Genomic DNA, 21,213 nt, shown 5'->3' with positions numbered 1-21,213 from the left:
TACGTTCCGACCGTAGCACAACTCCGTAACCTCGCTAGCATCAGCCGCTATCATTGATCGCATGCCAGAGGACGACCCGCTTCGCGCGGCGATGATCGAGGCGGCGGAGCGGCAGCTCGCGTCGTCCTCCGACCACGAGGTCGCCACCCGGGCGGTCTGCGAGGCCGTCGGCGTGAGCCAGCCCGTGCTCTACCGGCTGTTCGGCGACAAGCGCGGCCTGCTGGACGCCGTCGCCGACCACGGCTACGAGCGCTACGCCGCACTCAAGGCCGCCCAGGAGCAGACCGGCGACCCGGTGGCCGACCTGCACGCTGGCTGGGACGGCCACATGGCCTTCGCACAGGCGAACCCGGCCCTCTACCAGCTGATGTTCACCCCGAGGCCGTGGTCGCACTCGACGGCTCGGGAGCGCGTGACGGACCTGCTGGTGGCGGCGCTCACGCGGTGCGCGGCGGCGGGCGCGCTGAAGGTCGAGCCGCACACCGCCGCCCAGCTCATCCTGTCGGCGAACGTCGGGACCGCCCTCGACCACATCGCCAGACCCGCCGCGTTCGACGACCCCGCGCTGTCCCACGGCATGCGGGACGCCGTGTTCTCACACGTACTGGCTGAACCGGCCGCCGCGAACGACGCCGACCCGCTGCACACCGCGGCGCTGCGCCTGCACGCGCAGCTCGACCTCACCGGGACCGCGGCCCTGGAACCGGTCGAGGCGGCCCTTCTGAGCCGGTGGCTCGAACGCATCATCACCAACCCCGCCCGAAGCTGACGGCCACCTGGCTCGGCCCTCCCCTGCCACGCGCATCCGCGTTCCGATGTCGCCTGGCGAGTCCGCGAGCCATGGTTCCACCACCATTACGCCGAGATCCGAGGTGCGGACGCCGTTACGGGCGAGCAGCCGATTGATGTACTACTCGACGAATGGGGCCCAAGGACGAAAGTCATCCTGACGCTCTTGGGAGCCTTCGTCCTCTTTCTAACGGTCACCCGTGACGCGGACGGACTCTGGGCCCTCTCGCTCGGCGCCTTCCTGACCTACCTGTTCCTCGCGTTCGTGTTTCGTGACTCTCCGGACGACGGTGCCCGCCAAGGCGGGAGCGCCGACCGCGGCGGAGGCACTGGATATGACGGAGGCGGGAGGAGCGGAGACGGCGGATTCGGTGGCGGCGGAGACGGAGGCGAGTAAGAAGGTGAGCCCGGCCCGGGGAAGGCGATCCGGCGCCCTCGTGCCTGCGGGATGTCGCGGTACGACTGCGCCGTCCGGCCGATGTCCGAGGCTGAGGGCCGGGGCATCGTCCAGTCCGCAGGCCGAGCACCACTGGCGGGAGGGGTTGTTCCGGCCAGCAGTCCCACCTCGGGACTCTCAGCAGCCTGTCAGGAGATCGTTGCCGGGGTGTCCCGCAGGGTGACGCTGGCGTGGCTCTCCTGGAAGCTCTGGTCGGAAACGAGGGTCAGCCGGGCCGTGGACTGGAACTGCGGCAGGGTGGTGGAGCCGCAGGAGACCATCGTGGTCTTGAGCTTGGCGATGGTCAGGGCGAGCCCTTCGCTGAGGTCGCCTGCGTAGGGGACGTACCCGTCCACGCCTTCCTCGAAGACCAGCCCCTGGCCTCCCTGGCCGTAGCGCTGCCAGTTGCGGGCCCGGTTCGAGCCCTCACCCCAGTACTCCTTCACGAAGCCGTCACGGGTGGGCAGCTTCGCGCCGGCCGCCTGGTCGAAGCGTGCGAAGTAACGTCCCATCATGACGAAGTCGGCCCCCATCGCCAGCGCCAGGGCCACGTGGTAGTCGTGCACCAGCCCGCCATCGGAGCAGATCGGCACGTACTCTCCGGTCCGTTCGCGGAAGGCGTCCCTGGCCGCCGCGACGTCGAGCACAGCGCTGGCCTGACCGCGGCCGATGCCCTTCTGGTCACGGGTGATGCAGATGGAGCCGCCGCCCACCCCGACCTTGACGAAATCCGCTCCCGCCTCGGCGAGAAAGGTGAACGCCTCACCGTCGACCACGTTGCCGCCGCCGACCGGGATCTCCGGATAGTGCTTCTTCACCCAGGAAAGGGCCTGTGCCTGCCAGTCGCTGTAGCCGTCGGACGAATCGAAGCACAGCGCGTCCACGCCCGCCTCCAGCAGGAACGGGACGCGCTCCTGATAGTCGTGCGTGTTGACGCCCGCGCCCACACGCAGCCGCTTGGCGGCGTCCACGAGCTGGTTCGGGAAGCGCTTGTTGTCCGCGTAGTCGGAGCGGAACACCAGATGCTGCAGGTGACCCTCGGCATCCAGCACCGGGAGGCAGTCCAGCCGTTCGTCCCACAACCGCGCGTTGGCTTCGGAGAGCGTGATGTCGGGCCCGGCATGGGCCAGGGCGGCGATGGCGGTCATCCGGCCACTGACCGGTCCGTCCAGGTCATGACGCTGGGGATGGAAGTCCCGGGAGGTCACCAAGCCGAGCAGGCGGCCGGTGGCGGTCCCGTCGTGGGTGACCGCGGCGGTGCTGTGACCGGTGCGGCGCATGACGTCGACCAGGAGGCTCAGGCTGTCGTCAGGGCGGACGTTGGTGTCGCTGGTGACGAATCCGGCCTTGAAGTTCTTCACCTGGCGGACCGCCGCGGCCTGGTCCTGGATCGGCTGGTTGTGGTGCAGGAAGCTGAGACCGCCGCTGCGCGCGAGCGCGATCGCGAGCTCGGGTGTGCTGACGGCCTGCATGATCGCGGACGTGAACGGGGACTGCAGTTCGATCTCCGGCGCTTCGCCCGCGATGTGCCGCACCAAGGGCGTGCGCAAGTCGACCGTCGCAGCCGAGCAGTCGGTCCGAGTCCGGTTCGGCAGGAGCAGGAACTCGTTGAACGTCCGTGAGACCTCGGCGATGATCTGTGCCACTCGTTCCTCCTGACCCGTCGGCGGGGGCCCGGCTGCCCCGCCGTGAGGATCGCCCCCGTGTCCCAGGGCCCGGGCAGGCAGGGATCGGCACGACAGAGCCCCTGAGCGGCCCGCGGATCAGAACGGGGTGCGGTCGTGACCTGGCACCTTATCGAATCAACTCAACCGCCGCACAGGTGTCTTCGAAGGGTTGACAGTGGCAGGGCCCTCTCAAATCCGAAATGTCGCAAGAAACCCCAGCCGGCGTCGGTGAAATTCCGGCGGGCCCGCAACGCGACCTTTCGAGCCGTGCATGGGAAACTCCCGTTTCATGATGAATTGACCCGAGCGCTACGGTCACGAGCGTGACGCTGATGGTGCGCTTGAGCGCGTCACCGCCCGCCGATGTCCTCGCTCCACACCTGAGGCGAACGCCGCTGAAACTCCGACATCAGCGCGATGCACCGCTCATCGGCCCAGAGGACGACGTCAACGCCATGGGCGCGCAGCAAGTCCACATCCCCCGCATAGGTCACCCGTTCGGCGATCACCACCCGCGGGATCTGGAAGAGGATGATGGCCCCGCTGCACATCGGGCACGGCGACAACGTCGTGTACAACGTGGTCCCGGCGTAGGAGGCCCGGGGTCCGGCGTCGCGCAGGCAGGCGATCTCGCCGTGCGCCGTCGGATCGCGGCGCTGGACCCGTTCATTGTGACCGGAACCGAGCACCGTGTCCGGCGTCGCCAGGGCCGCGCCCACAGGGACGCCTCCCTGCCTGAACCCGGTCTCCGCCTCCTCGATCGCGACCCGCATCATGGTCTCGTCGTCCGGCCACCGGGGTGACTCGGTCATCATCGCTGCCTCCGACGGTCGGTCGCTGATTACGGCCTGGTTCCCTCCTGCCCGCCGCCTCGGCGCACGACTCCAGCCCGAAACGTGATCGTGGATGCCGGCTCGACGTCGTACGCGGCGGGATCGCCCTGCGCCTGCGCGAACGCCCACCGCTGCGGCACTGGGCGCTGTATCGCCTGTTCCACAAGCGCCTTCCCCACACCTGTCGCTGGTGGGCACGCGACGATGTGCTCGGTTCGTGCCATGCGGACGACGCCCTTGAGAAGCCCTGGCCGCCGCGCCCATGGAGGTCAGGGTGTCCAGTCCTGCTCATCCGATCGCCACCCGCGCCCCGATATCGTCGTCATGTGATCTTTGAGGGCGTTGACGACATCCGGTGGGGCGAGCTCACCTACACCTACTCGGGCCGCTGCGACATTCCCGCCCTCCTGCGATCCCTCCTCACCGGCGACCAGGCGTTCGAGGCAGCCGACGAGCTCCTCAACGAACTCCACCACCAGGGCGGTTTCGTCTGCACGGCCGCACCTGCGATCCTGCCGTTCCTGGTGGAAGCCGCCGAGTCGCCGCGCGTCCCGTGCCGCCCGGAGGTGCTGGAGATCATCGCGCGCCTGGCGGGGACAGCTGCGGAGGCCGCTACCCGTTTCGTGGCCCCCGGCTGGCCTCAGGCCTGGGTGCGGACGCGCCCGAGCTTGCTGGCCCTGCTGCGCGATCAAGACCCTGCCGTACGGACGGGCGCGATCTGGGCTCTTGGCGAAGACACCCACGACCCTGACGAGGTTGCCCAGGCGCTCGTCTCCGGGTGGCCCGACCCCGACGTCTCCGTCCGTACCGACGCGCTGCTCGCCCTCGGCGCTCTGGTGAAGCGTCTTTCGGCGGCCGTCCTGCCCGCTCCCCCACAGCAACCTCGCCCCACGCGACCCCGGCCACGCGACCGCCAGCGTGCTGCGCGACCTGGACCGCCGCGGCATCGAATCGGTCTGTGTCGCGCTGCTCGCCCGCCCCGAACAGCGCCGTCGCGTCGGCCGCCGCCCGTGCGCTCGCAGGCATCGACGGTCTGCCGGGAGGCCATCTCGCCATCATGAGGGACGTCCTCGACGACGACCGCCGGCACAGCTACTGGGGCGGCGTCACCGCGATCAGTGAGGATCTGGAGCTGCGAGCCCTGCTCACAGAGCGGGTTGCCCGCGCCTGAACCCGCCTGGCGAGTCCAACAGCGTTGACGCGCTCAGCGGCGACGTCGGGCCGAGGCACTGTCGGTGCGCGGCAGTTGTGGACCTCCTTCGCCCGCTCCGGCACCCGGCGGGCGATCATAGGTGAGCCACGTCCGTGCGGCCCGGCTCGGGAGGTTCGGGGAAGTGGCAGGCGACCCGGTGTCCCGCGCCGGTCAGCGTCGGTTCCTGCCGCGCGCATCGCTCCTGGGCCTTCCAGCAGCGCGTACGGAAGCGACACCCCGGCGGCGGGTTCACCGGGCTGGGCACGTCATCGGCGAGCACGATCCGCTTCCTGTCGCCACGGTGACGCGGGTGCGAGATGGGCAGGGCGGAGAGGAGCGCCTGGGTGTAGGGGTGCGCCGGCCGCGTGAAGACCTGCGCGGTCTCGCCCTCCTCCACGATCCGGCCCAGGTACATGATCGCCACGGTGTCGCCCAGGTGCCGGACGACCGACAGGTCGTGCGAGATGAACAGGTAAGCCAGGCCCAGCTCGCGCTGCAGCTGAGCGAGCTGGTTGACGATCTGCGCCTGGATCGAGACGTCCAGCGCCGAGACGGGCTCGTCCAGCACCAGCACGCGCGGGTTCAGTGCGAGCGCCCTGGCGATGCCGACGCGCTGGCGCTGGCCGCCGGAGAACTCGTGCGGGTAGCGGCCGGCGTGCTCGGGCGACAGGCCGACCAGCTCCAGCAGTTCGCCGACCCGCCGCCGGCCGCCGTCGCGGTAACGGCCGAGGGTGCGCAGCGGCTCGGCGACGATCTCGTGGACGGTCAGCCTCGGCGACAACGACGAGTACGGGTCCTGGAAGACGTACTGGATCTCGCCGCGCAGCGGGCGGAGCCGGGTGCGGGACAGGGCGGCCAGGTCGCGCCCCGCGTAACGGATCCGGCCTGAGGTGGGCTTGGCCAGGCCCACGACGAGCCGGCCTGTCGTGGTCTTGCCGCAGCCGGATTCGCCGACCAGCGCGAGAGTACGGCCGGCGTGCAGCGTCAGGTCCACGCCGTCGACGGCTCGGATCGCCCCGGTGCGCCCGCGCAGGGCCCCGCCGCGGCTGGGAAAGTGCTTGACCAGGCCCTCGACGGCCAGCACGGGCTCCTGCGCACCTTCGACGTCCGTCATGCCAGCTCCTCGTGGAAGTGACAGGCCGACTGGTGACCGGCGGCCACCGTGACCGGCCCCGGGCGGTCCGTCCGGCAGACGCCGCGGCCGGCGCTCAGCGCGCACCGCGGCTCGAAGGCGCAGCCGGACGGCGGCGCCGTCGCGGTGGGCGGGCTGCCGCCGATCGGCCTCAGGCTGCCCGTCGGCCGGCAGCCGGGCCGGCTGGCCAGCAGGGCGCGCGTGTAGGGGTGGCGGGGGGTGGTGAAGATCGCGTGTACGTCGCCGTGCTCCACGACGCGGCCCGCGTACATGACGGCGACCCGGTCGGCCAGCTCGGCGATCACCCCCAGGTCGTGCGTGATGAGCAGCGCCGAGGCGCCGGACTCGCGTCTGGCCGTGTCGAGCAGGTCCAGCACCTGCGCCTGGCTGGTGACGTCCAGGGCGGTCGTGGGTTCGTCGGCGATGAGCAGGTCGGGCTCGTTGGCCAGCGCCATCGCGATCATCGCGCGCTGGCGCATGCCGCCGGAGAACTCGTGCGGGTGCCGGCCGCGGCGGCCCTCGGGGTCGGCGATGCCGACGCGGGCCATCAGCTCCAGTACGCGGGAGCGCACGGCCGCGCGGCCGAGGCGCGGCTGGTGCAGCCTGATGGCCTCGGCGATCTGCGCGCCGACGGGGACGACCGGGTTGAGCGCCGTCATCGGGTCCTGGAAGATCATCGCGATGCGGTGGCCCCTGATGCGGCGCAGCCGGGCCGCGGGCAGGGTCAGCAGGTCCTCGCCGGCGAAGCGCACGCTGCCGCGCACCACGCGTCCCGGCGGCCGTACCAGACGGAGCACCGACAGCGCGGTGACGCTCTTGCCCGAGCCGGACTCACCGACCACGCCGAGGATCTCGCCCCGCGCGACCCGCAGGCTGACTCCGTCCACGGCGCGCACCGCGCCGCCGTGCGCGGGGAACTCCACCGCGAGGTCGTCGATGGCGAGCAGCGGCGTCATTCGCGGGCTCCTCGCGGGTCCACGGCGTCGCGCAGGCCGTCGCCGACGAAGTTCACGGACAGGACGGTCAGCGCGATGGCCAGGCCGGGCGGCAGCCACAACCACGGCGTGGTCTGGATGAGGGTGAGGTTCTGCGCGTCGGCCAGCATGTTGCCCCAGCTCGCCTGGGGCGGCCGTACGCCGAGGCCGAGGAAGGACAGCACTGCCTCCAGCAGGATGAGCTGCGCCACCAGCAGCGTCCCGGACACCGCGACCTGCGGCAGGACGGCGGGCAGCACGTGGCGGCCGATCACCGTCAGGCGTCCGGCGCCGAAGGTGCGCGCGGCCTGGACGTACTCGCGCTCGCGCAGCGACAGCGTCAGCCCGCGCACCACGCGGCAGGTGGTCGGCCAGTTGCAGGTGGCGAAGACGAGCACGAGCATCGCGGTGCCCGGCCCGAGCACGCCCGCCAGCGCGACGATGACGACCAGCGTGGGAAAGGAGAGCACCACGTCGGCGACGCGCATGACGACGGCGTCGAGCGCTCCGCCGAACATGCCGGCCAGCGCGCCCAGCAGTGCGCCGATCGCGACCGCCGTCAGCGACGACAGGAGCCCGACCAGCAGCGACACCCTGGCGGCATGCACCAGCCTGGCGAACACGTCGCGTCCGTAGAAGTCGGTGCCGAGCAGGTGCGCCGCCGATGGCGGCTCGCGGAAGGCCGCCAGTTCCATCGCGTCGGGGTCGTAACCGGCCACCAGCGGGGCGGCCAGCGCGAGTGCGCCGGTGACGGCGAGGAACAAGGCTCCGGCCGGCGCCAGACGGTTGCGCAGGAAACGCCGGTACGGCCCTCGCGGCACGGCGGGCGTGACGGTCATGACACGCTGATCCTCGGGTCGGCCACCGCGTTGAGCAGGTCGGCGACGAGGTTGCAGATCAGCACGAGCACCGCGGCGTACATCGCGAAGCCCGTCACCACCGGATGGTCGAGCTGCCCGACCGAGCTGACGGCCAGTTGCCCCATGCCCGGCCAGGCGAAGACCTGCTCCAGGGCGACCGCCCCGGCCAGGAGCTGCGGAATGTAGATCATCGTGACGGTCACGAGCGGGACGAGCGCGTTGCGCAGCGCGTGCCGCAGCAGCACCCGGGCGGGCCCGGCGCCCTTGGCCTCGGCCGTGCGCACGTAGTCGGCGCTGAGCTCGGTCAGCAGCCCGGCTCGCACGTAGCGGGTGAACGGCCCGGCGACGGACAGGGCCAGGATGGTGGCGGGCAGCACCAGGTGGGCCAGGATGTCGGCGGCACCGCCGTCGCCCGGGATGGACATGCCGGACGACGGCGTCCAGCCGAGCTTCAGCGAGAAGAGGTAGATCGCGGCGATGCCCAGGAAGAAGCTGGGCAACGAGATCATGCCCAGGCCGGCGACGGTCGTGAGGTGGTCGATCGCGCTGCCGCGCCGGGTCGCGGCCAGGGTGCCCGCCGCCACGGCCAGCGTCAGGCCGATCGCCAGGGCGGCGCTCATGAGCAGCACAGTGGGTCCCATCCGCTCGCCGAGCGCCTCGGCCACCGGACGGCCGCTGACGAAGGAGTAGCCGAGGTCGCCGCTGAGCGCGTCGCGCAGCCAGATGCCGTACCTGACCACGACCGGCGCGTCCAGGCCGAGTTCGGCGCGTCTGGCGGCGATGAACGCCGACGTGCCCGAGGCCAGTTGCTCGGGGTCGACCATCGTCAGGACCGGGTCGCCGGGAGCGGCGCGTACCAGGAGGAACACGCCCACGCTGATGAGCAGGAAGACGGCGGCGTTGACCAGGAGCCGGCGCGCGAGGTAGGCGAGCATCAGCCGGCCAGGCTCCACTCGTCGGCGTTCCAGAAGCCGGTGGCGGGGTCGCCGCTGGCTTTGAAGCCGCGCAGCCGGGGACCGGCGGCCCACAGGATGTCGGGGTTGTACAGCCACGCGTAGGGAACCTGGGCGTTGTCCTTGATCGCCGCCTGCTGGTACAGCTCGGCGCGCCGGTCCTGATCGGTACGGGCGTCGGCCTGGGCGGTGAGGGCGTCCAGGGAGGGGTCGCAGAAGTCGCCGACGTTCCCGCCCTTGGGGTAGAAGGCGGCGCAGCTGAGGATGGCGGCGCTGCTGGAGGGGTCCACGGCGTAGCCGCCTCCGCCGAAGAGCGCCAGGTCGAACGTGCGGCGATCGTAGGATTGCAGCAGTTCGGCCGCCTGTACCGGTTTGAGCTCGACGGTCATGCCCACGGCGCTGAGCGCGGCCTGCACCACCGTGGCCGCCGCGTCGCGGTCGCGCTGGCCGGGGATCCAGGACAGCGTCATCGTCTCGCCGGCCGTCCAGCCCGCCTCGGTCAGCAAGGTTTTGGCCTTGGCGGGGTCGTAGGCGTACTCGTCCAGCCCGCCGGGCAGCGCCCAGGGAGTGACGAACGAGGAGTTCTGCACCCGGCCTCTGCCTGCCAGGATGTTGGCGATCAGCGCCTTGCGGTCGATCGCGTGGAGGATGGCCCGCCGCACCCGGGGATCGCTTCGGCCGCTCTGGTTTATTGCCAGCCGGACGAAGCCGGGGCTCGGTTTCGCCGTGACGGTGACGCCCTCGAACGCTTCCACCGTCCGCAGGTCGGTCGGGGAGACCTGGACCAGGTCCAGCTCGCCGGTGCCGAGTTGCGCGGTCGCCGCGTCGGAGCCGATGGGCTTGAGGAAGATCGCGGGGATGGCGATGGGTTTGCGGTAGTGCGGGTTGGCGGCCAGTTCCACGTACTGGTCGGTCTTGTGGCGCACGAAGGTGTACGGGCCCATGCCGACCGTCGGGTGGGTGAAGAAGGCGCTGTTGGCGATCTTGTCCACCGGCTCGCGGCCGAGCACGTGCTCGGGCAGGATGAAGGCGTACGGTCCGGCGATCAAGCCGAGGAATCCGGCGTTCGGCCTGGTCAGGTTGATCACGAAGGTGTGGTCGTCCGGGGCTTCGAAGGTGGCCGCGGCCAGCTTGCCCGCCATCGCGCTGCCGCTCGTGGCGTCGGCCAGCAGTTCGTACGTGAACAGCACGTCCTTGCTGCTGAACGGCTTGCCGTCGCTCCATTTCAAGCCCTGGCGCAGATGGAAGGTGATGCGGTCCTCCGCCACCTGCCAGCGGGCGGCCAGGCGTGGCGAGTAGGCGTAGGAATCGTCGATGGTCAGCAGGTTGTCGAAGATCAGGGTCATGATCTGCTGGTCGGGGCCGCTGGGGGGATCCAGCGGGGAGAAGCGCTTCGGCTTCTGGTACAGGTGGAGGCTGAGTGCTTGCGGTGAGCGGCTCTGGGCCTGGGGGTTGGTCGGGTCGGAGCACCCGGTGGTGAGGCCGAGGAGGACGACGGCCAGGGCACCTGACATACGGTTCATAGGGCCTTTCTGAGCGGCCGGGCCCGGAGGTCTCCCGCAACGGAAAGTCACCATAAGCGATCGCCTGGATTCTCTCAGTGACGAAGATCCTGCGCAAGCGCCTTGTTGGGGGACCCGTAAGAGGACACTCTCCGTTGGCCTGAAGGGTTGGGTCCGACGCGGCCGGCGGAAGATGGCGCGCCTTCCAACGCCCACAGCGCGTTCAGCGACAGCCCGGGGACGGCCGCGTCCCGCAGACGCCGGAAGACCTCGACGGCGCCGAGCCCGGCGAGTTGCCCGGGCTCGCGCATGTCGACCAGCGCGGGCCGGCCGTTCGCGGCGATCTCGGCGAGCCGGACGAGGTCCAGCCGCCCGCCGGCCCGTCGCGCCGATGAAATTTTCATCAATACCGGTGCGCGCCGGCCGAACCGACGACTTCAGAACCTGCACGTCCGACCGAATAAATCCCGCAACAAAAGGGCCTTGCCACAACCGTTGACAGCAATCCTGGCAGCGATGACAGTATGCATGCTCGTAGATCTCGAGGCGGCACTCCAGGGCGACTCGGCAAGGTCCCGAAGCGCCCATGACCATGTGCTCCACCACGAGGCAACGGCCGCCGGATATTCGTGACAAGCGGTCAACGCCGCCGCTGCATTCGCATTGATCGGCCACATGCCTGCCCCTGCAAGGAGAAGCATGCGAAAAGTAACTCTGCTCCGCCGATTCGGCCTCATCTCAGCGGTGGCGGTCGGCCTGGGAATCACGCCCGTGGCCGCGCACGCCGACGGCTACGACACTCCCCGCAGCGCCACTGCGGTGGGGGCGGGCAGCACCTACGCGGCAGGGGTGGCGGCGGCCGAGGGGCGGGCCCGGCAGGCCGTCCTCGCGGCCGGCCACGACTGCACCCCTGGGACCTATCACAATGTCGGCATCTACACCTCTCCGGGTGGCGGCACGTGGGTCTTCCAGTCCACCCACGAGGCGATGTGCGTCGACTGATCAAGTTTCAGCGGAACGGCCTCCGCCGGCGTCGCCCGGGGCACGGCAGCCCCACGCCCGAAGCGGAGGCCGTAAAAGCAGCGGGCTGCCTTCTCGCGTCCCCGGCGTGCGAGCCTTGACCGCCGCCGGTCCCGGACAGCGGCGGTCGCGTTCTGATCTCGCGGCACCAGCAGTTCCGCTCGAGCCGCGGCCGACCATCCGAGCGTCAATCGCGGGTCCGGGTCAGAGCAGTCGCTGAGTCACGGATCACCAGTTCGGGTTCGGGGTCGGTGATGACGCCGCCTGCGCCTGGCCGCCCCGCGATCAGGTCGTAAAGCGCCTCGACGCCGGCCCGGCCGAGTTCGTACATGGGCATCCGGACGGCGGTGACGGCCGGGCGCAGGTGTCGCATCAGGTCGACGTCGTGGATGCCGACCACCGACAGCTGGTCGGGGATGGTGATGCCGAGGTCGTGTGCGGCGGCCAGGACCCCGACCGCGCTCATGATGTTGTTGACGACGATGGCGGTCGGCGCGGTCGCCGCCTGCATGGCCTGCCGGAGCCCCTCGGCGCCGGCCTGCTCGCCGAACCCGGTGGCCAGGTGCGGGGCCGGTGTGCGGCCGGCGGCTTCCATCGCCTGCCGGTAGCCCAGGTAGCGCTGCTGGGAGAGGTATCCGGAACCCCCGACGAAGACGATGTGGCGGTGGTGGAGGTTGACCAGGAACCGCGTCGCGATCTCGCCCGCGCGGCGATCGTCCACGTCGATCCAGGGGTGGTCCAGCGCGTGTTCCAGGATGAGGATCGGCTTGGGGTGGGAGCTGAGCTCGGCCATCACGTCGTCGTCCAGCAGCCCTTCCCCGCGGATCAGAATGCCGTCGACCGTGCCCTGGCTGAGCAGCCGGGTCAGGAACTGGCTGCCGGAGCGCATCGTCTCGGCATCGCCCAGCAGGACCGTCGCGCCGTGCTCCGCCGCCGCCTCGTAGACCCCGTGCCGCAGCGGTCCGTAGACCGGGTTGTCGAGCTTGTTGAGGATCATCGCGATCATGTCGGTCTGGTTGAGCCGCAGCGAGCGGGCCGTCTGGTTCGGCTGGTAGCCCAGTTGCTGCATCGCCTGGAGCACCCGGGTGCGGGTGGATTCCTTCATCCGGGTGTGGCTTGTGCCGTTGACCACCGCCGACACCACGGCGAGTGACACCCCAGCCGCCCGTGCGACGTCACGTTGCGTTGCCATGGTGACAGCTTACTTGGTTCTTGACGTAACGTCTCACCATCCCTATTTTGAATTAACGTTACGTCAACAAGGAGTACACATGACATCAACACGTCGCACCGTCCTCCTGCGGTCCTCCTGGGCGACGGTGAACATCGGCGACGTGGCTCACTCTCCTGGCGTGGTGCGGGCGTTTCAGCGGTACGCCCCCGAGGCCGAGGTCATCCTCTGGCCGGTGCGGCTGGAGGAGCGCGAACGATCCATGCTGCGGCACGCGTTCCCCGGCCTGCGCGTCGTCGATGGCACCCTCAGCGGGGACGGGCCGAGCACCCCGGAGCTGGCCGCCGCCATCGACGGCGCGGACGTCCTGATGCACGGCTCGGGCGCCGACGCCTTCCTGAGCACCGAGATCGATTGGTGGCGCGAGCACGTGGGCCGCCCGTACGGGTACTTCGGGGTCACCGTGGATCCGCTGTGCCCACCGACCACGGCGACGCTGCCGGAGCTGGCGCAGATGGTCGATCTGCTCCCGCCGTCCTTTCTCGAGGACGACGTCAAGGACCGATTCGACAGCGCCGACTTCGTGTACTGCCGCGAGACGCTGACCCTGGCCACTCTGCGCGGCCAGAAGATAACCGGGCCCGACCTCGCCTTCGGGCCGGACGGCACGTTCGCGTTCGACCACACTGACGCCGTCGCCGCCGCTCGCCTGCTGGAGGATTTCGGCCTGCGGCCCGGTCGGTTCGCCTGCTTCGTCCCGCGGCTGCGCTTCGCCCCCTACGCGAAGATCTACGGCACGGAACCGACCCGCGAGCAGCTGCGGCGCGACGCGGTCAACCGGGCCACCGTGACGCACGACCTGGCGGTGCTGGCGGCGGCGATCGAGACCTGGGTACGCGTCAGCGGCCTGCCGGCCGTCGTGGTGCCCGAAATGAGCTATGCCGTCGAGCTCGCTCAGGAGCAGCTTCCCGGCCTGCTCAGCCCACAGACGCTCAGTCAGGTCCGGATCCTGGACCGGTACTGGCCGCTGGAGGAGGCGACCGGGGTCTACGCTGTCTCGTCGCTGGTGGTCAGCATGGAGTGTCATTCGCCGATCATGGCCGCACGACATGCGATCCCGACCGTCTACCTCCGGCAGCCGACCGAGACCACGAAATCTCAGATGTTCGCCGACCTCGGCGCTCCCGACCTGGTGATCGAGCTCGACCATCGAGCCACGGCGACGGTCGTCGCGGCGGTCACCGACATCGCCACCGACCCGGCGCCCGCGGTCGCCCGCAGCAGGAGGGTCGCGGCCAATGCCGACGACCGGCTGCGGGCGGCGGTGCAAGCCTGCGTCACGGGCCGGCCCATCGGCCTGCCCGCACCGGTGGAGACCGGCGATGCGTAGCCTGCGCGACCGCTGGCGGCGTGACCGGGTCCTGCTGCTGCTGGCGCTTCCCGGGGTCACGGTGCTGCTGCTGTTCCACTATCTGCCGCTCGGCGGGAACGTCATCGCGTTCCAGGACTTCCAGCCGTTCCTCGGGATCTGGCACAGCCCGTACGTCGGGCTGGACAACTTCGAGCCGGTGCTCACCGGCGACCCGGTGTTCCTCAACGCACTCGTCAACACACTGATCATCACGCTGATCCAGGTGATCTTCGTGTTCCCGCTGCCGATCTGCCTCGCGTTGATCCTGAACGCGACCCTCAGCGAGCGGCTCAAACGCCTCGCCCAGTCGATCCTCTACATGCCGCACTTCCTGTCCTGGGTCATCGTGGTCGCCCTGTTCCAGCAGATGTTCGGCAACGGCGGGATGCTCAACGCCTGGCTGCGCTCGGCCGACCTGTCCACGTTCAGCATCGTCGGCGTGCCCGAGTTGTTCAAACTCATGATCACATCACAGGTGATCTGGAAGGACACCGGCTGGTCGACGATCATCTTCCTCGCCGCGCTGTCCAGAGTGGATCCGGCGCAACTGGAGGCCGCGGTGGTGGACGGCGCCTCGGCAGCTCGCCGCCTGTGGCACGTGACCCTGCCCTACATCCGCCCGGTGATCGTCCTGCTGCTGATTCTGCGGCTCGGTGACTCGCTGACCGTCGGGTTCGAGCAGATCATCCTGCAGCAGGCACAGGTCGGCGCCGGTGCCAGCGAAGTACTCGACACCTACGTCTACAACCACGGGATCGTCGGCGGCGACTGGGGCACCGCGGCCGCGGTGGGGCTGATCAAGGGCATCGTCGGTGTCGCGCTCGTGCTCGGCGCCAACCGGTTGGCCCACGCCCTGGGCGAGCAGGGGGTGTACGCCAAGTGACGAGCCGACCTGCGCCGGCCGCGGTGCCCGTGGCGCGCCCCGCCGCGGGCACAGGGCCGCGGCCACGCTCGGGCCGCGGCGAGCGTCCGGTCTGGATGGGCGAGCCCAGCAAGCTGGGGGTCGGTGCGCGGGGACTCGTGCTCGGCCTGGGCTGCCTGGCGGTTCTGGTGCCGTTCTGGGCGGTGCTCATGACCAGCATCGCCTCTCCGGAGGAGGTCAACAGGGCGGGTGGCTTCGTGCTGTGGACGAACGAGCCGACGCTGGACTCCTACCAGGCCGTGCTGTCCGGCGGAGTCGTCACCCGTGCGCTGCTGGTGAGCGCCGGCATCACCGTGGCCGGCACGGCACTCAGCCTCGTCAGCACGATCGCTCTGGCGTACGCGCTGTCGCGACCAGGTTCGTTGCTGCAGAAGCCGATCCTGCTGATGACGGTGTTCACCCTGCTGTTCAACCCGGGCATCATCCCGATGTACCTGACGGTCAAACAGCTCGGCCTGCTGGACAGCTACCTGGCACTGATCCTGCCGGTGCTGGTGAACGCGTTCAACGTCATCGTCATGCGCGCGTTCTTCCAGGACATTCCGCGCGAGCTGCGGGAAAGCGCCTATATGGACGGTGCCGGGGAGATGCGCATCCTGCTGCGGATCGTCCTGCCACTGTCGAAGGCGGTCGTCGCCGTGATCGGGCTGTTCTACGCGGTGGCGTACTGGAACGCCTTCTTCTCCGCGATGTTGTACCTCCAGTCGTCGGAGAAGTGGCCGCTGCAACTGGTGCTGCGCACGTACGTCGTCAACAACACCCCGATCGGGTCCGACCAGCTCAGCTCGAACCTGGAGAACCTGCCACCACAGATCTCCGTCCAGATGGCGATTCTCGTCATCTCCGTCCTGCCCATCCTGTTCGTCTACCCCTTCATGCAGAAGCACTTCGCCAAGGGACTCATGGTCGGCGCCGTCAAGGGCTGACCTGGAAAGGAGAGTCGTGGCACCCACCTTCAGCCGCCGCCGCGTCCTGGCACTCGGCGCGGCAACGGGGCTGGCCCCGCTGCTCGGGGCCTGCGGCGACGGCGGCCCGAGCTCGCCGAACAGCTCGACCGGGCCGGTCAAGCTGCCCACCTACAAACCCGTCACCGCGGCCACGCCCGCCCTGGCCGCCGAGCCGGCAGGGGTGTCGCCGGGGTACTTCACCTACCCGGCCGCCTCCAGCGCCGCATCGCAACCGGTGCGGGGCGAAGCCGTCACGGCACTGACGTACACCTACGACCCGATCGCCCCCGCGCTCGGCTCGAACCCCTACTGGCAGAACCTCAACAGCACACTCGGCACCGAGCTGAAGATCACGTACGTCCCCTCGACCGACTACAAGAGCAAGGTCGCCACGACCATCGCCGGTGGCGATCTGCCCGACATCGTGGCCATCCAGGGCGTCGTCCAGCAGATGCCGGCCATGCTGAAGGCGACCTTCACCGACCTCACCGAGCACCTGTCCGGGGACGCGGTCCTCGCCTACCCGAACCTCGCCGCCCTGCCCACCGACGCCTGGCGCGGCACCGTCTACGACCAGCGGATCTGGGGCATCCCCGTGCCGCGGGCCCGGATCGGCACCGTGCTCTACACCCGGGCCGACCTGCTGGCCAAGGCAGGGCTCAGCCTCCAGCCCGATTCGTGGGCCGAGTTCAAGGAGATGGCGGTCGCGCTGACCGACGAGCGGGCCGGGCGGTGGGCGTTCGGGCAGATCCCGTTCACCACCATCCTTGAGATGAACGGGATCACCGGCAACTGGCCCGGCGGCGCCGGCGTCTGGCAGGCCCGGGGCGGCGTCTTCACCCACTCAGGGACGACACCGCAGTTCACGCAGGCCCTTGAGGACACCGTCGAGCTGGTGAAGTCGGGGGTGGTGCATCCCGACCACGCGGGCGCGCCCAACACGAAGCGCAACGGGTGGATGCTGGCCGGCACGACCTCGTTCACCATCGGCGGGTACGCCGGGTGGGGCAAGTTCTACGGTCAGGCGAAAGACGTGCCCGGCTTCCGCCTGACCGGCATGCTCTCGCCCACCCGCGACGGCGCGGGGACGCGGGTACGCACGCCCGGCCCGACCCTGTCCAGCTTCACCGCTGTGGCCAAGACCGACAACGCCGATCGGATCAAGCAGATCCTCAGGGTCCTCGACTGGTTGTGCTCACCCTTCGGCAGCAGCGAGTACCTGGCCCTCCGGTACGGCGTCGAGGGCCGGACGTTCACCCGCGACGGCTCCGACCCGGCCCTCACCGAGGGCGGGCGCAGCCAGGTGTTCCTGCCGGTGCGGTACCTCGCCGAAGCATCGCCCGTCATCTACGAGCCGGGCAACCGCCAGGCCGTACAGGACCAGCACGACCACCAGGTCGCCGGCGTCCCGCTGGCCGTCGCGGACCCGACCCTCGGGCGGTACTCGGAGACCGCCGCCAGCAAGGCCGCCAGCGAGCAGCAGGAACTGGACTCGGTGCTGCTGGAGATCCAGCTGGGGAACAAGCCCGTCTCGGCGTGGCAGCCGGCCATCAAGAAGTTCATGGACCGGGTGGGCAACAAGATCAAGGCCGAGTACGAGGAGCAGTCAGGTGGCTGACGCAGTGGTGAGACGGAGCAGGTTACGTTGGTACGCGCGTCGCCGGGCCCGTGCCGCGGTCGTGCTGGCTCTGGTGGCGGCGTTCCTGTCGCCGGGCAGTGCCGCCGTCGCCGACATGTCGGATCTCGGCGGGCTGCTCGACCTGACGCGCCCGGGGCTCGGCGCGGTGGCGGCCAAGCTGGCCGCCGGTGATGAAGCAGGCGCCGCGAGTGAGCTCAAGGTCTATTACGCGGGCCGCTCCGACGTCCATTACCCGGCTCCGGCCGAGGGTTTGGGCGGCGGCGACTCGGGCCCCGACGAGCTCGCGGCGGGGATCTTCCGGTTCGGCGCCGAGACCCGCAACTTTTACAACAGCGCCGAGCAGCGGATCGACGTCGACTGGCAGGACCTCTGGGGTGGGACGCAGACCACCCCGGGCGGCGCGCAGACGTTGATGAGCGACTTCACGTTCATGCCCAAACTGACTTTCGCCTACGTGTCCGAGAGCGACCCGGCCAAGCGTGCGGCGTACGCGGCGGCGTGGATGGACATCTCGCTGGACTTCTTCACCGACGTTCAGAGCTGGCCGCAGGGCCGCAACCTGTCGGCGGCCAAGCGGCTCGCCCAGCTGGTCAGCGGGTTCTCCGTGTTCAGGACCGATCCGGGCATCGACGCGAGCGATCTCGTGGCGTACCTGTCCGGCGTGCACGCCACGACGGACTTCCTCGTCGGCGTGATGCAGAAACACATCGGGAACAACTGGTACGTGTCGATGGCCCGCTCCGTTTACGCGGCGGCCGTGTATCTGCCCGAGTTCTCGTCATCGCCTGGCTCGGAGTGGTTCGCGGTGCGCTCGGCCGAGCGGTTCCTGCGCGCGTACCTGAAGGGCGACGGTGTGTACCGCGAGCCGGCGTTCAACTATCAGGCGTACGTGGCGGATATTCTCAACTCCGTCATAGCAGTCGCGGGTGCCAACGGGCGAACCGTTCCCGACTCGCTCGTCCAGGCGGCAGACTGGATCGCGGACTCGCTGTTCGCGACCCGTCAGCCGAATCTCGAACCCGCGGCGATCGGCGACACACCGAACGACGACGCGGGTACGTCGGCCATTCGCCGGAGCGGTGTACGCAACTCCTGGCCCGACTTCACCTGGGTCGCCTCCGGCCGGACGCAGGGGACCGCCCCGACGCTGCCGTCCACGGTGTTCCCGATCAGCTTCGCGGTCCAGCGTTCCGGGTGGGACGCCGACGCCCGGTACATGCTGATCAACAACCAGAACTCCAGTTACACCGCCTCGCACCGGCATCCGGACGACCTCAGCCTGGTGATGGCGGCGTACGGGCGTCCGCTGATCGTCGACTCCGGGGTGGGGGACTACAGCCCGACCGATACGAACAACTGGATGCGCCGGGAAACCGAGGCGCACAACACCATCGAGGTCGACGGAGACCCGCAGGCGAAGGGGGTCCCCCGCACGACGTCGCTGTGGCGCTCGAACGCGGGCCTCGACATCTACCGCGGCGCGGCGATGGGCTACCGGCCGGTCGAGCACGATCGCGCGGTCTATTTCGTCAAGCCCGGCTTCTGGGTGGTCTCCGACGACCTCACCGGTGACAGTGCCGCGCACGACTACCGGCAGCTCTGGCACTTCCCCGGTGATCCGGTGACCGTCAATCCGGCGACGAAGGTCGCCACGGTCGGGTTCGACACCGTGCCCGGAGCCGCTCCCGTCGCCGGCGTGCGGCTCATCCCGGTGGCGACGGCCGGCGCCGCGGTGACCCCCAGGGTCCACAAGAACGGCGCCGTACGCGTCGGCGACCAGGTGCTCACCAACGTCGACTACCTGTCCTACGACTGGTCCTCCACCGGGGCGACGGGACTGGACACGGTCGTGGTTCCCGGCCAGGCCGGCGCGGCGCCCTCGGTGACGGCGAAGCGCATCGCCATGCCCGGGGTGAGTCACTCCGTGGCGACGGCGATGGAGATCGCCCTGCCGGACGCGACCGGACGCTTCTACCTCTCGCGCGAGGCGAATCCCTCGTCGAGGGCGTTCGGAGCCGCCACGACCAACGCCGAGACCGCCTACCTCGAGCGCGCTTCGGGTGGCGGGCTCACCAGGTACGCGCTGACCAGAGGGACGTCGCTGATCGACCAGGACGACACCGTCATCAGCGCATCCGCACCGGTGTCCGACGTCAGTGTGGAACTGCGCGGCGCGACCGCCCGGATCTCGCTCGGGGACCCGTTCACCGGCACGCTCTCCGTCAACGCGCCGAACGCGAACGCGGTGATGGTGAACGACACCCCGATCGCGTTCACCCGCACAGGCGACCTCATCACCGTGTCAGTCGAGGAACACTTCGCCCCGGCACCCGTGCTCGACGACGAGTTCGACGACGCCGGCCTGGACCGCACCGTCCACGACTTCAACGCATCCCTTGGCGGCTGGACGCCGGTCCAGGGGACCTGGGCGCTGACCGGCGCAAAGCTGGCACAGACCTCGACCGCGGACATGATGTCGTTCGCGGCTCTGCAGGACGTACCCGATGACGTGGTCATGGCCGCGGACATCGTACCCGGGTCACGCGGCCAGACGACGTCCCGGACCGGTCTCGCGTTCCGCTACCACGATTCCCGCAACTACTACCGGGCCGAAGTGCTCAACTCCACGTCGGGAGCGACGCTGAAGCTCGTGAAGACATACGACTCGCAGAGCGAGGTTCTCGCGGAGACCGCACTGCCGAGCGGCGCCAACGTCCCGCACAAGCTGATCGTGTCCGCGATCGGGAGGCACCTGAGCGCCAAGGTCGGCGACACGTCGATCTCCGCGGACGACGGACAACTGCCGACGGGTGGCGCCGCCGCCTTCACCCATCGGCGGGCCGCGACCTTCGACGACATCGTGATCAGGGAAGGGCTCGATCAGGCCGGTTGGCGAGGGATGACAGGGTCTGCGTCCGTCGCCTCGGGCAAGTTGCGCCTCACGCCGCCTGCCGGTGGCCGGGCGCACGTACTGGCCGACTCGACACTGCCGAAGCGCTTCTCCGAGGCGTGCGACTACGTCGTGGAGACCACGGTCACGATCGACGGATCCGTCGGTAACGCGGGAATCTCGCTGCGGGACACCACGGACGCGTACGGGTATCGGATCCACGTCGGCAAGACGAGCAACGGAACCCAGTACGCGAGCATCATCCGCGAGGCTCACGCGTCGGGTCCCGTCACCGTGGCCACGGCATCCATCAGCGATCCGTTGACCGGTCCTGTGCGACTGGGGGCGGCGATTCACGGTGACCGCATCACCGTGACGTTGGACGGCGTTCAGATCCTGAAGGGTCGCGACACCGTTGTGCGCAGCGGAGGCGTCGGGCTCTACGCATCCACGGAGAGCTCGTTCGAGAACGTCACTGTCGCGCGGTCCTGCGGGGGCGGGAGCGCCTGAGGCGTGGGGATCGCACGGCAACGGCCACCGCGTGATCACTCGGCGTTCGTGAGGACGACGAGAGATCGTGCGGTGGCCGCGAGCCACAGCGTGGACCCTGACGGCTGGTGGTCACCTCCAACGAGGTGACGGCCCCGCGGCTGTCACCGATCTTCGCCGATCCGGAGCTCTGCCCCGGGCACGCACGCGAAGAGCGCGAGGTCCGGTCGGGCACCACACGGTCCGGCTGGAAGACGGTCTGGGCCGAGCCCACCGCCGGGACGACGCTCTGGAACGGCTCGCGAAGGCGACTGCGATGATGTGGCGGATCGATGGATGAGCGCGTGGACCTTCACCCGGCGAGCCCGAATCCTGGCTCGGAAGCA

General features: G+C 69.7%; 17 protein-coding genes. 8 read left to right on the top strand and 9 right to left on the bottom strand.

The window, feature by feature from the left end:
- The first annotated feature begins 61 nt into the window (after positions 1-61).
- Positions 62-769: a TetR/AcrR family transcriptional regulator gene (locus tag ABD331_RS48065; RefSeq protein WP_344491421.1), complete on the top strand. Its 708-nt coding sequence runs from the start codon at positions 62-64 to the stop codon at positions 767-769.
- A gap of 605 nt (positions 770-1,374) precedes the next feature.
- On the opposite strand, the gene ABD331_RS48060 is transcribed toward ABD331_RS48065, so the two are convergent.
- On the bottom strand, positions 1,375-2,871 hold the full coding sequence (locus tag ABD331_RS48060) for an IMP dehydrogenase (RefSeq protein WP_344491418.1): 1,497 nt from the start codon (positions 2,869-2,871) through the stop codon (positions 1,375-1,377).
- Positions 2,872-3,242: 371 nt separating this feature from the next.
- Positions 3,243-3,704, bottom strand: coding sequence for a nucleoside deaminase (locus ABD331_RS48055; RefSeq protein ID WP_344491415.1), 462 nt, complete (start codon positions 3,702-3,704; stop codon positions 3,243-3,245).
- Positions 3,705-4,051: 347 nt separating this feature from the next.
- On the opposite strand from ABD331_RS48055, the gene ABD331_RS48050 reads away from it, so the two are divergent.
- Positions 4,052-4,786 carry a HEAT repeat domain-containing protein gene (locus ABD331_RS48050; protein WP_344491412.1) on the top strand — a complete coding sequence of 245 codons (735 nt, stop codon included), beginning with the start codon at positions 4,052-4,054 and terminating at the stop codon, positions 4,784-4,786.
- Positions 4,787-5,011: 225 nt separating this feature from the next.
- On the opposite strand, the gene ABD331_RS48045 is transcribed toward ABD331_RS48050, so the two are convergent.
- The 6 genes from ABD331_RS48045 to ABD331_RS61160 form a co-directional block, all read right to left on the bottom strand.
- Positions 5,012-6,031 (bottom strand): ABC transporter ATP-binding protein, encoded by a 1,020-nt coding sequence (locus tag ABD331_RS48045; RefSeq protein ID WP_344491409.1) that lies wholly within the window; start codon positions 6,029-6,031, stop codon positions 5,012-5,014.
- Complete coding sequence (locus tag ABD331_RS48040; protein ID WP_344491406.1) at positions 6,028-7,005, bottom strand: ABC transporter ATP-binding protein; 978 nt, start codon at positions 7,003-7,005, stop codon at positions 6,028-6,030. The genes ABD331_RS48045 and ABD331_RS48040 overlap by 4 nt, the downstream gene beginning before the upstream one ends.
- A complete protein-coding gene (locus ABD331_RS48035; protein WP_344491403.1) occupies positions 7,002-7,862 on the bottom strand; it encodes an ABC transporter permease in 861 nt (286 codons plus the stop codon). Before ABD331_RS48035 ends, ABD331_RS48040 begins: the two co-directional genes overlap by 4 nt.
- Entirely contained in the window at positions 7,859-8,818 is a 960-nt protein-coding gene (locus tag ABD331_RS48030; protein ID WP_344491400.1) for an ABC transporter permease, read from the bottom strand. Before ABD331_RS48030 ends, ABD331_RS48035 begins: the two co-directional genes overlap by 4 nt.
- On the bottom strand, positions 8,818-10,350 hold the full coding sequence (locus ABD331_RS48025) for an ABC transporter substrate-binding protein (protein ID WP_344491397.1): 1,533 nt from the start codon (positions 10,348-10,350) through the stop codon (positions 8,818-8,820). Before ABD331_RS48025 ends, ABD331_RS48030 begins: the two co-directional genes overlap by 1 nt.
- Positions 10,351-10,433: 83 nt before the next feature.
- Positions 10,434-10,649 (bottom strand): TfoX/Sxy family DNA transformation protein, encoded by a 216-nt coding sequence (locus ABD331_RS61160; RefSeq protein WP_425566236.1) that lies wholly within the window; start codon positions 10,647-10,649, stop codon positions 10,434-10,436.
- A gap of 388 nt (positions 10,650-11,037) precedes the next feature.
- On the opposite strand from ABD331_RS61160, the gene ABD331_RS48020 reads away from it, so the two are divergent.
- The gene (locus ABD331_RS48020) at positions 11,038-11,340 is read left to right on the top strand and encodes a hypothetical protein (protein ID WP_344491395.1); all 303 of its coding nucleotides are present in this window, start codon (positions 11,038-11,040) and stop codon (positions 11,338-11,340) included.
- 205 nt (positions 11,341-11,545) lie between these two features.
- On the opposite strand, the gene ABD331_RS48015 is transcribed toward ABD331_RS48020, so the two are convergent.
- Complete coding sequence (locus ABD331_RS48015; protein ID WP_344491392.1) at positions 11,546-12,550, bottom strand: LacI family DNA-binding transcriptional regulator; 1,005 nt, start codon at positions 12,548-12,550, stop codon at positions 11,546-11,548.
- A gap of 79 nt (positions 12,551-12,629) precedes the next feature.
- On the opposite strand from ABD331_RS48015, the gene ABD331_RS48010 reads away from it, so the two are divergent.
- The 5 genes from ABD331_RS48010 to ABD331_RS47990 are packed head-to-tail and all read left to right on the top strand — an operon-like array spanning position 12,630 to position 20,848.
- The gene (locus ABD331_RS48010) at positions 12,630-13,919 is read left to right on the top strand and encodes a polysaccharide pyruvyl transferase family protein (protein WP_344491389.1); all 1,290 of its coding nucleotides are present in this window, start codon (positions 12,630-12,632) and stop codon (positions 13,917-13,919) included.
- On the top strand, positions 13,912-14,823 hold the full coding sequence (locus ABD331_RS48005; protein WP_344491386.1) for an ABC transporter permease: 912 nt from the start codon (positions 13,912-13,914) through the stop codon (positions 14,821-14,823). The genes ABD331_RS48010 and ABD331_RS48005 overlap by 8 nt, the downstream gene beginning before the upstream one ends.
- Entirely contained in the window at positions 14,820-15,788 is a 969-nt protein-coding gene (locus ABD331_RS48000) for a carbohydrate ABC transporter permease (protein ID WP_344491383.1), read from the top strand. Before ABD331_RS48005 ends, ABD331_RS48000 begins: the two co-directional genes overlap by 4 nt.
- Before the next feature lie 16 nt (positions 15,789-15,804).
- Complete coding sequence (locus ABD331_RS47995; protein WP_344491380.1) at positions 15,805-17,427, top strand: extracellular solute-binding protein; 1,623 nt, start codon at positions 15,805-15,807, stop codon at positions 17,425-17,427.
- Positions 17,420-20,848 carry an alginate lyase family protein gene (locus ABD331_RS47990; RefSeq protein WP_344491377.1) on the top strand — a complete coding sequence of 1,143 codons (3,429 nt, stop codon included), beginning with the start codon at positions 17,420-17,422 and terminating at the stop codon, positions 20,846-20,848. Before ABD331_RS47995 ends, ABD331_RS47990 begins: the two co-directional genes overlap by 8 nt.
- Positions 20,849-21,213: the final 365 nt, after the last annotated feature.

Source organism: Nonomuraea monospora, assembly GCF_039531895.1.
GTDB classification, from domain to species: Bacteria; Actinomycetota; Actinomycetes; order Streptosporangiales; family Streptosporangiaceae; genus Nonomuraea; species Nonomuraea monospora.
This window is presented reverse-complemented; position numbering and strand designations above follow the sequence as displayed.

Bases quoted from the DNA above. Each gene is read 5' to 3' on its own strand.
- ABD331_RS48010 (WP_344491389.1), top strand. From the start codon at position 12,630: ATGACATCAACACGTCGCACCGTCCTCCTGCGGTCCTCCTGGGCGACG.
- ABD331_RS48035 (WP_344491403.1), bottom strand. From the start codon at position 7,862: ATGACCGTCACGCCCGCCGTGCCGCGAGGGCCGTACCGGCGTTTCCTG.
- ABD331_RS48040 (WP_344491406.1), bottom strand. From the start codon at position 7,005: ATGACGCCGCTGCTCGCCATCGACGACCTCGCGGTGGAGTTCCCCGCG.
- ABD331_RS48055 (WP_344491415.1), bottom strand. From the start codon at position 3,704: ATGACCGAGTCACCCCGGTGGCCGGACGACGAGACCATGATGCGGGTC.
- ABD331_RS48065 (WP_344491421.1), top strand. From the start codon at position 62: ATGCCAGAGGACGACCCGCTTCGCGCGGCGATGATCGAGGCGGCGGAG.
- ABD331_RS48030 (WP_344491400.1), bottom strand. From the start codon at position 8,818: ATGCTCGCCTACCTCGCGCGCCGGCTCCTGGTCAACGCCGCCGTCTTC.
- ABD331_RS48045 (WP_344491409.1), bottom strand. From the start codon at position 6,031: ATGACGGACGTCGAAGGTGCGCAGGAGCCCGTGCTGGCCGTCGAGGGC.
- ABD331_RS48025 (WP_344491397.1), bottom strand. From the start codon at position 10,350: ATGTCAGGTGCCCTGGCCGTCGTCCTCCTCGGCCTCACCACCGGGTGC.
- ABD331_RS48015 (WP_344491392.1), bottom strand. From the start codon at position 12,550: ATGGCAACGCAACGTGACGTCGCACGGGCGGCTGGGGTGTCACTCGCC.
- ABD331_RS61160 (WP_425566236.1), bottom strand. From the start codon at position 10,649: ATGCGCGAGCCCGGGCAACTCGCCGGGCTCGGCGCCGTCGAGGTCTTC.
- ABD331_RS48005 (WP_344491386.1), top strand. From the start codon at position 13,912: ATGCGTAGCCTGCGCGACCGCTGGCGGCGTGACCGGGTCCTGCTGCTG.
- ABD331_RS48020 (WP_344491395.1), top strand. From the start codon at position 11,038: ATGCGAAAAGTAACTCTGCTCCGCCGATTCGGCCTCATCTCAGCGGTG.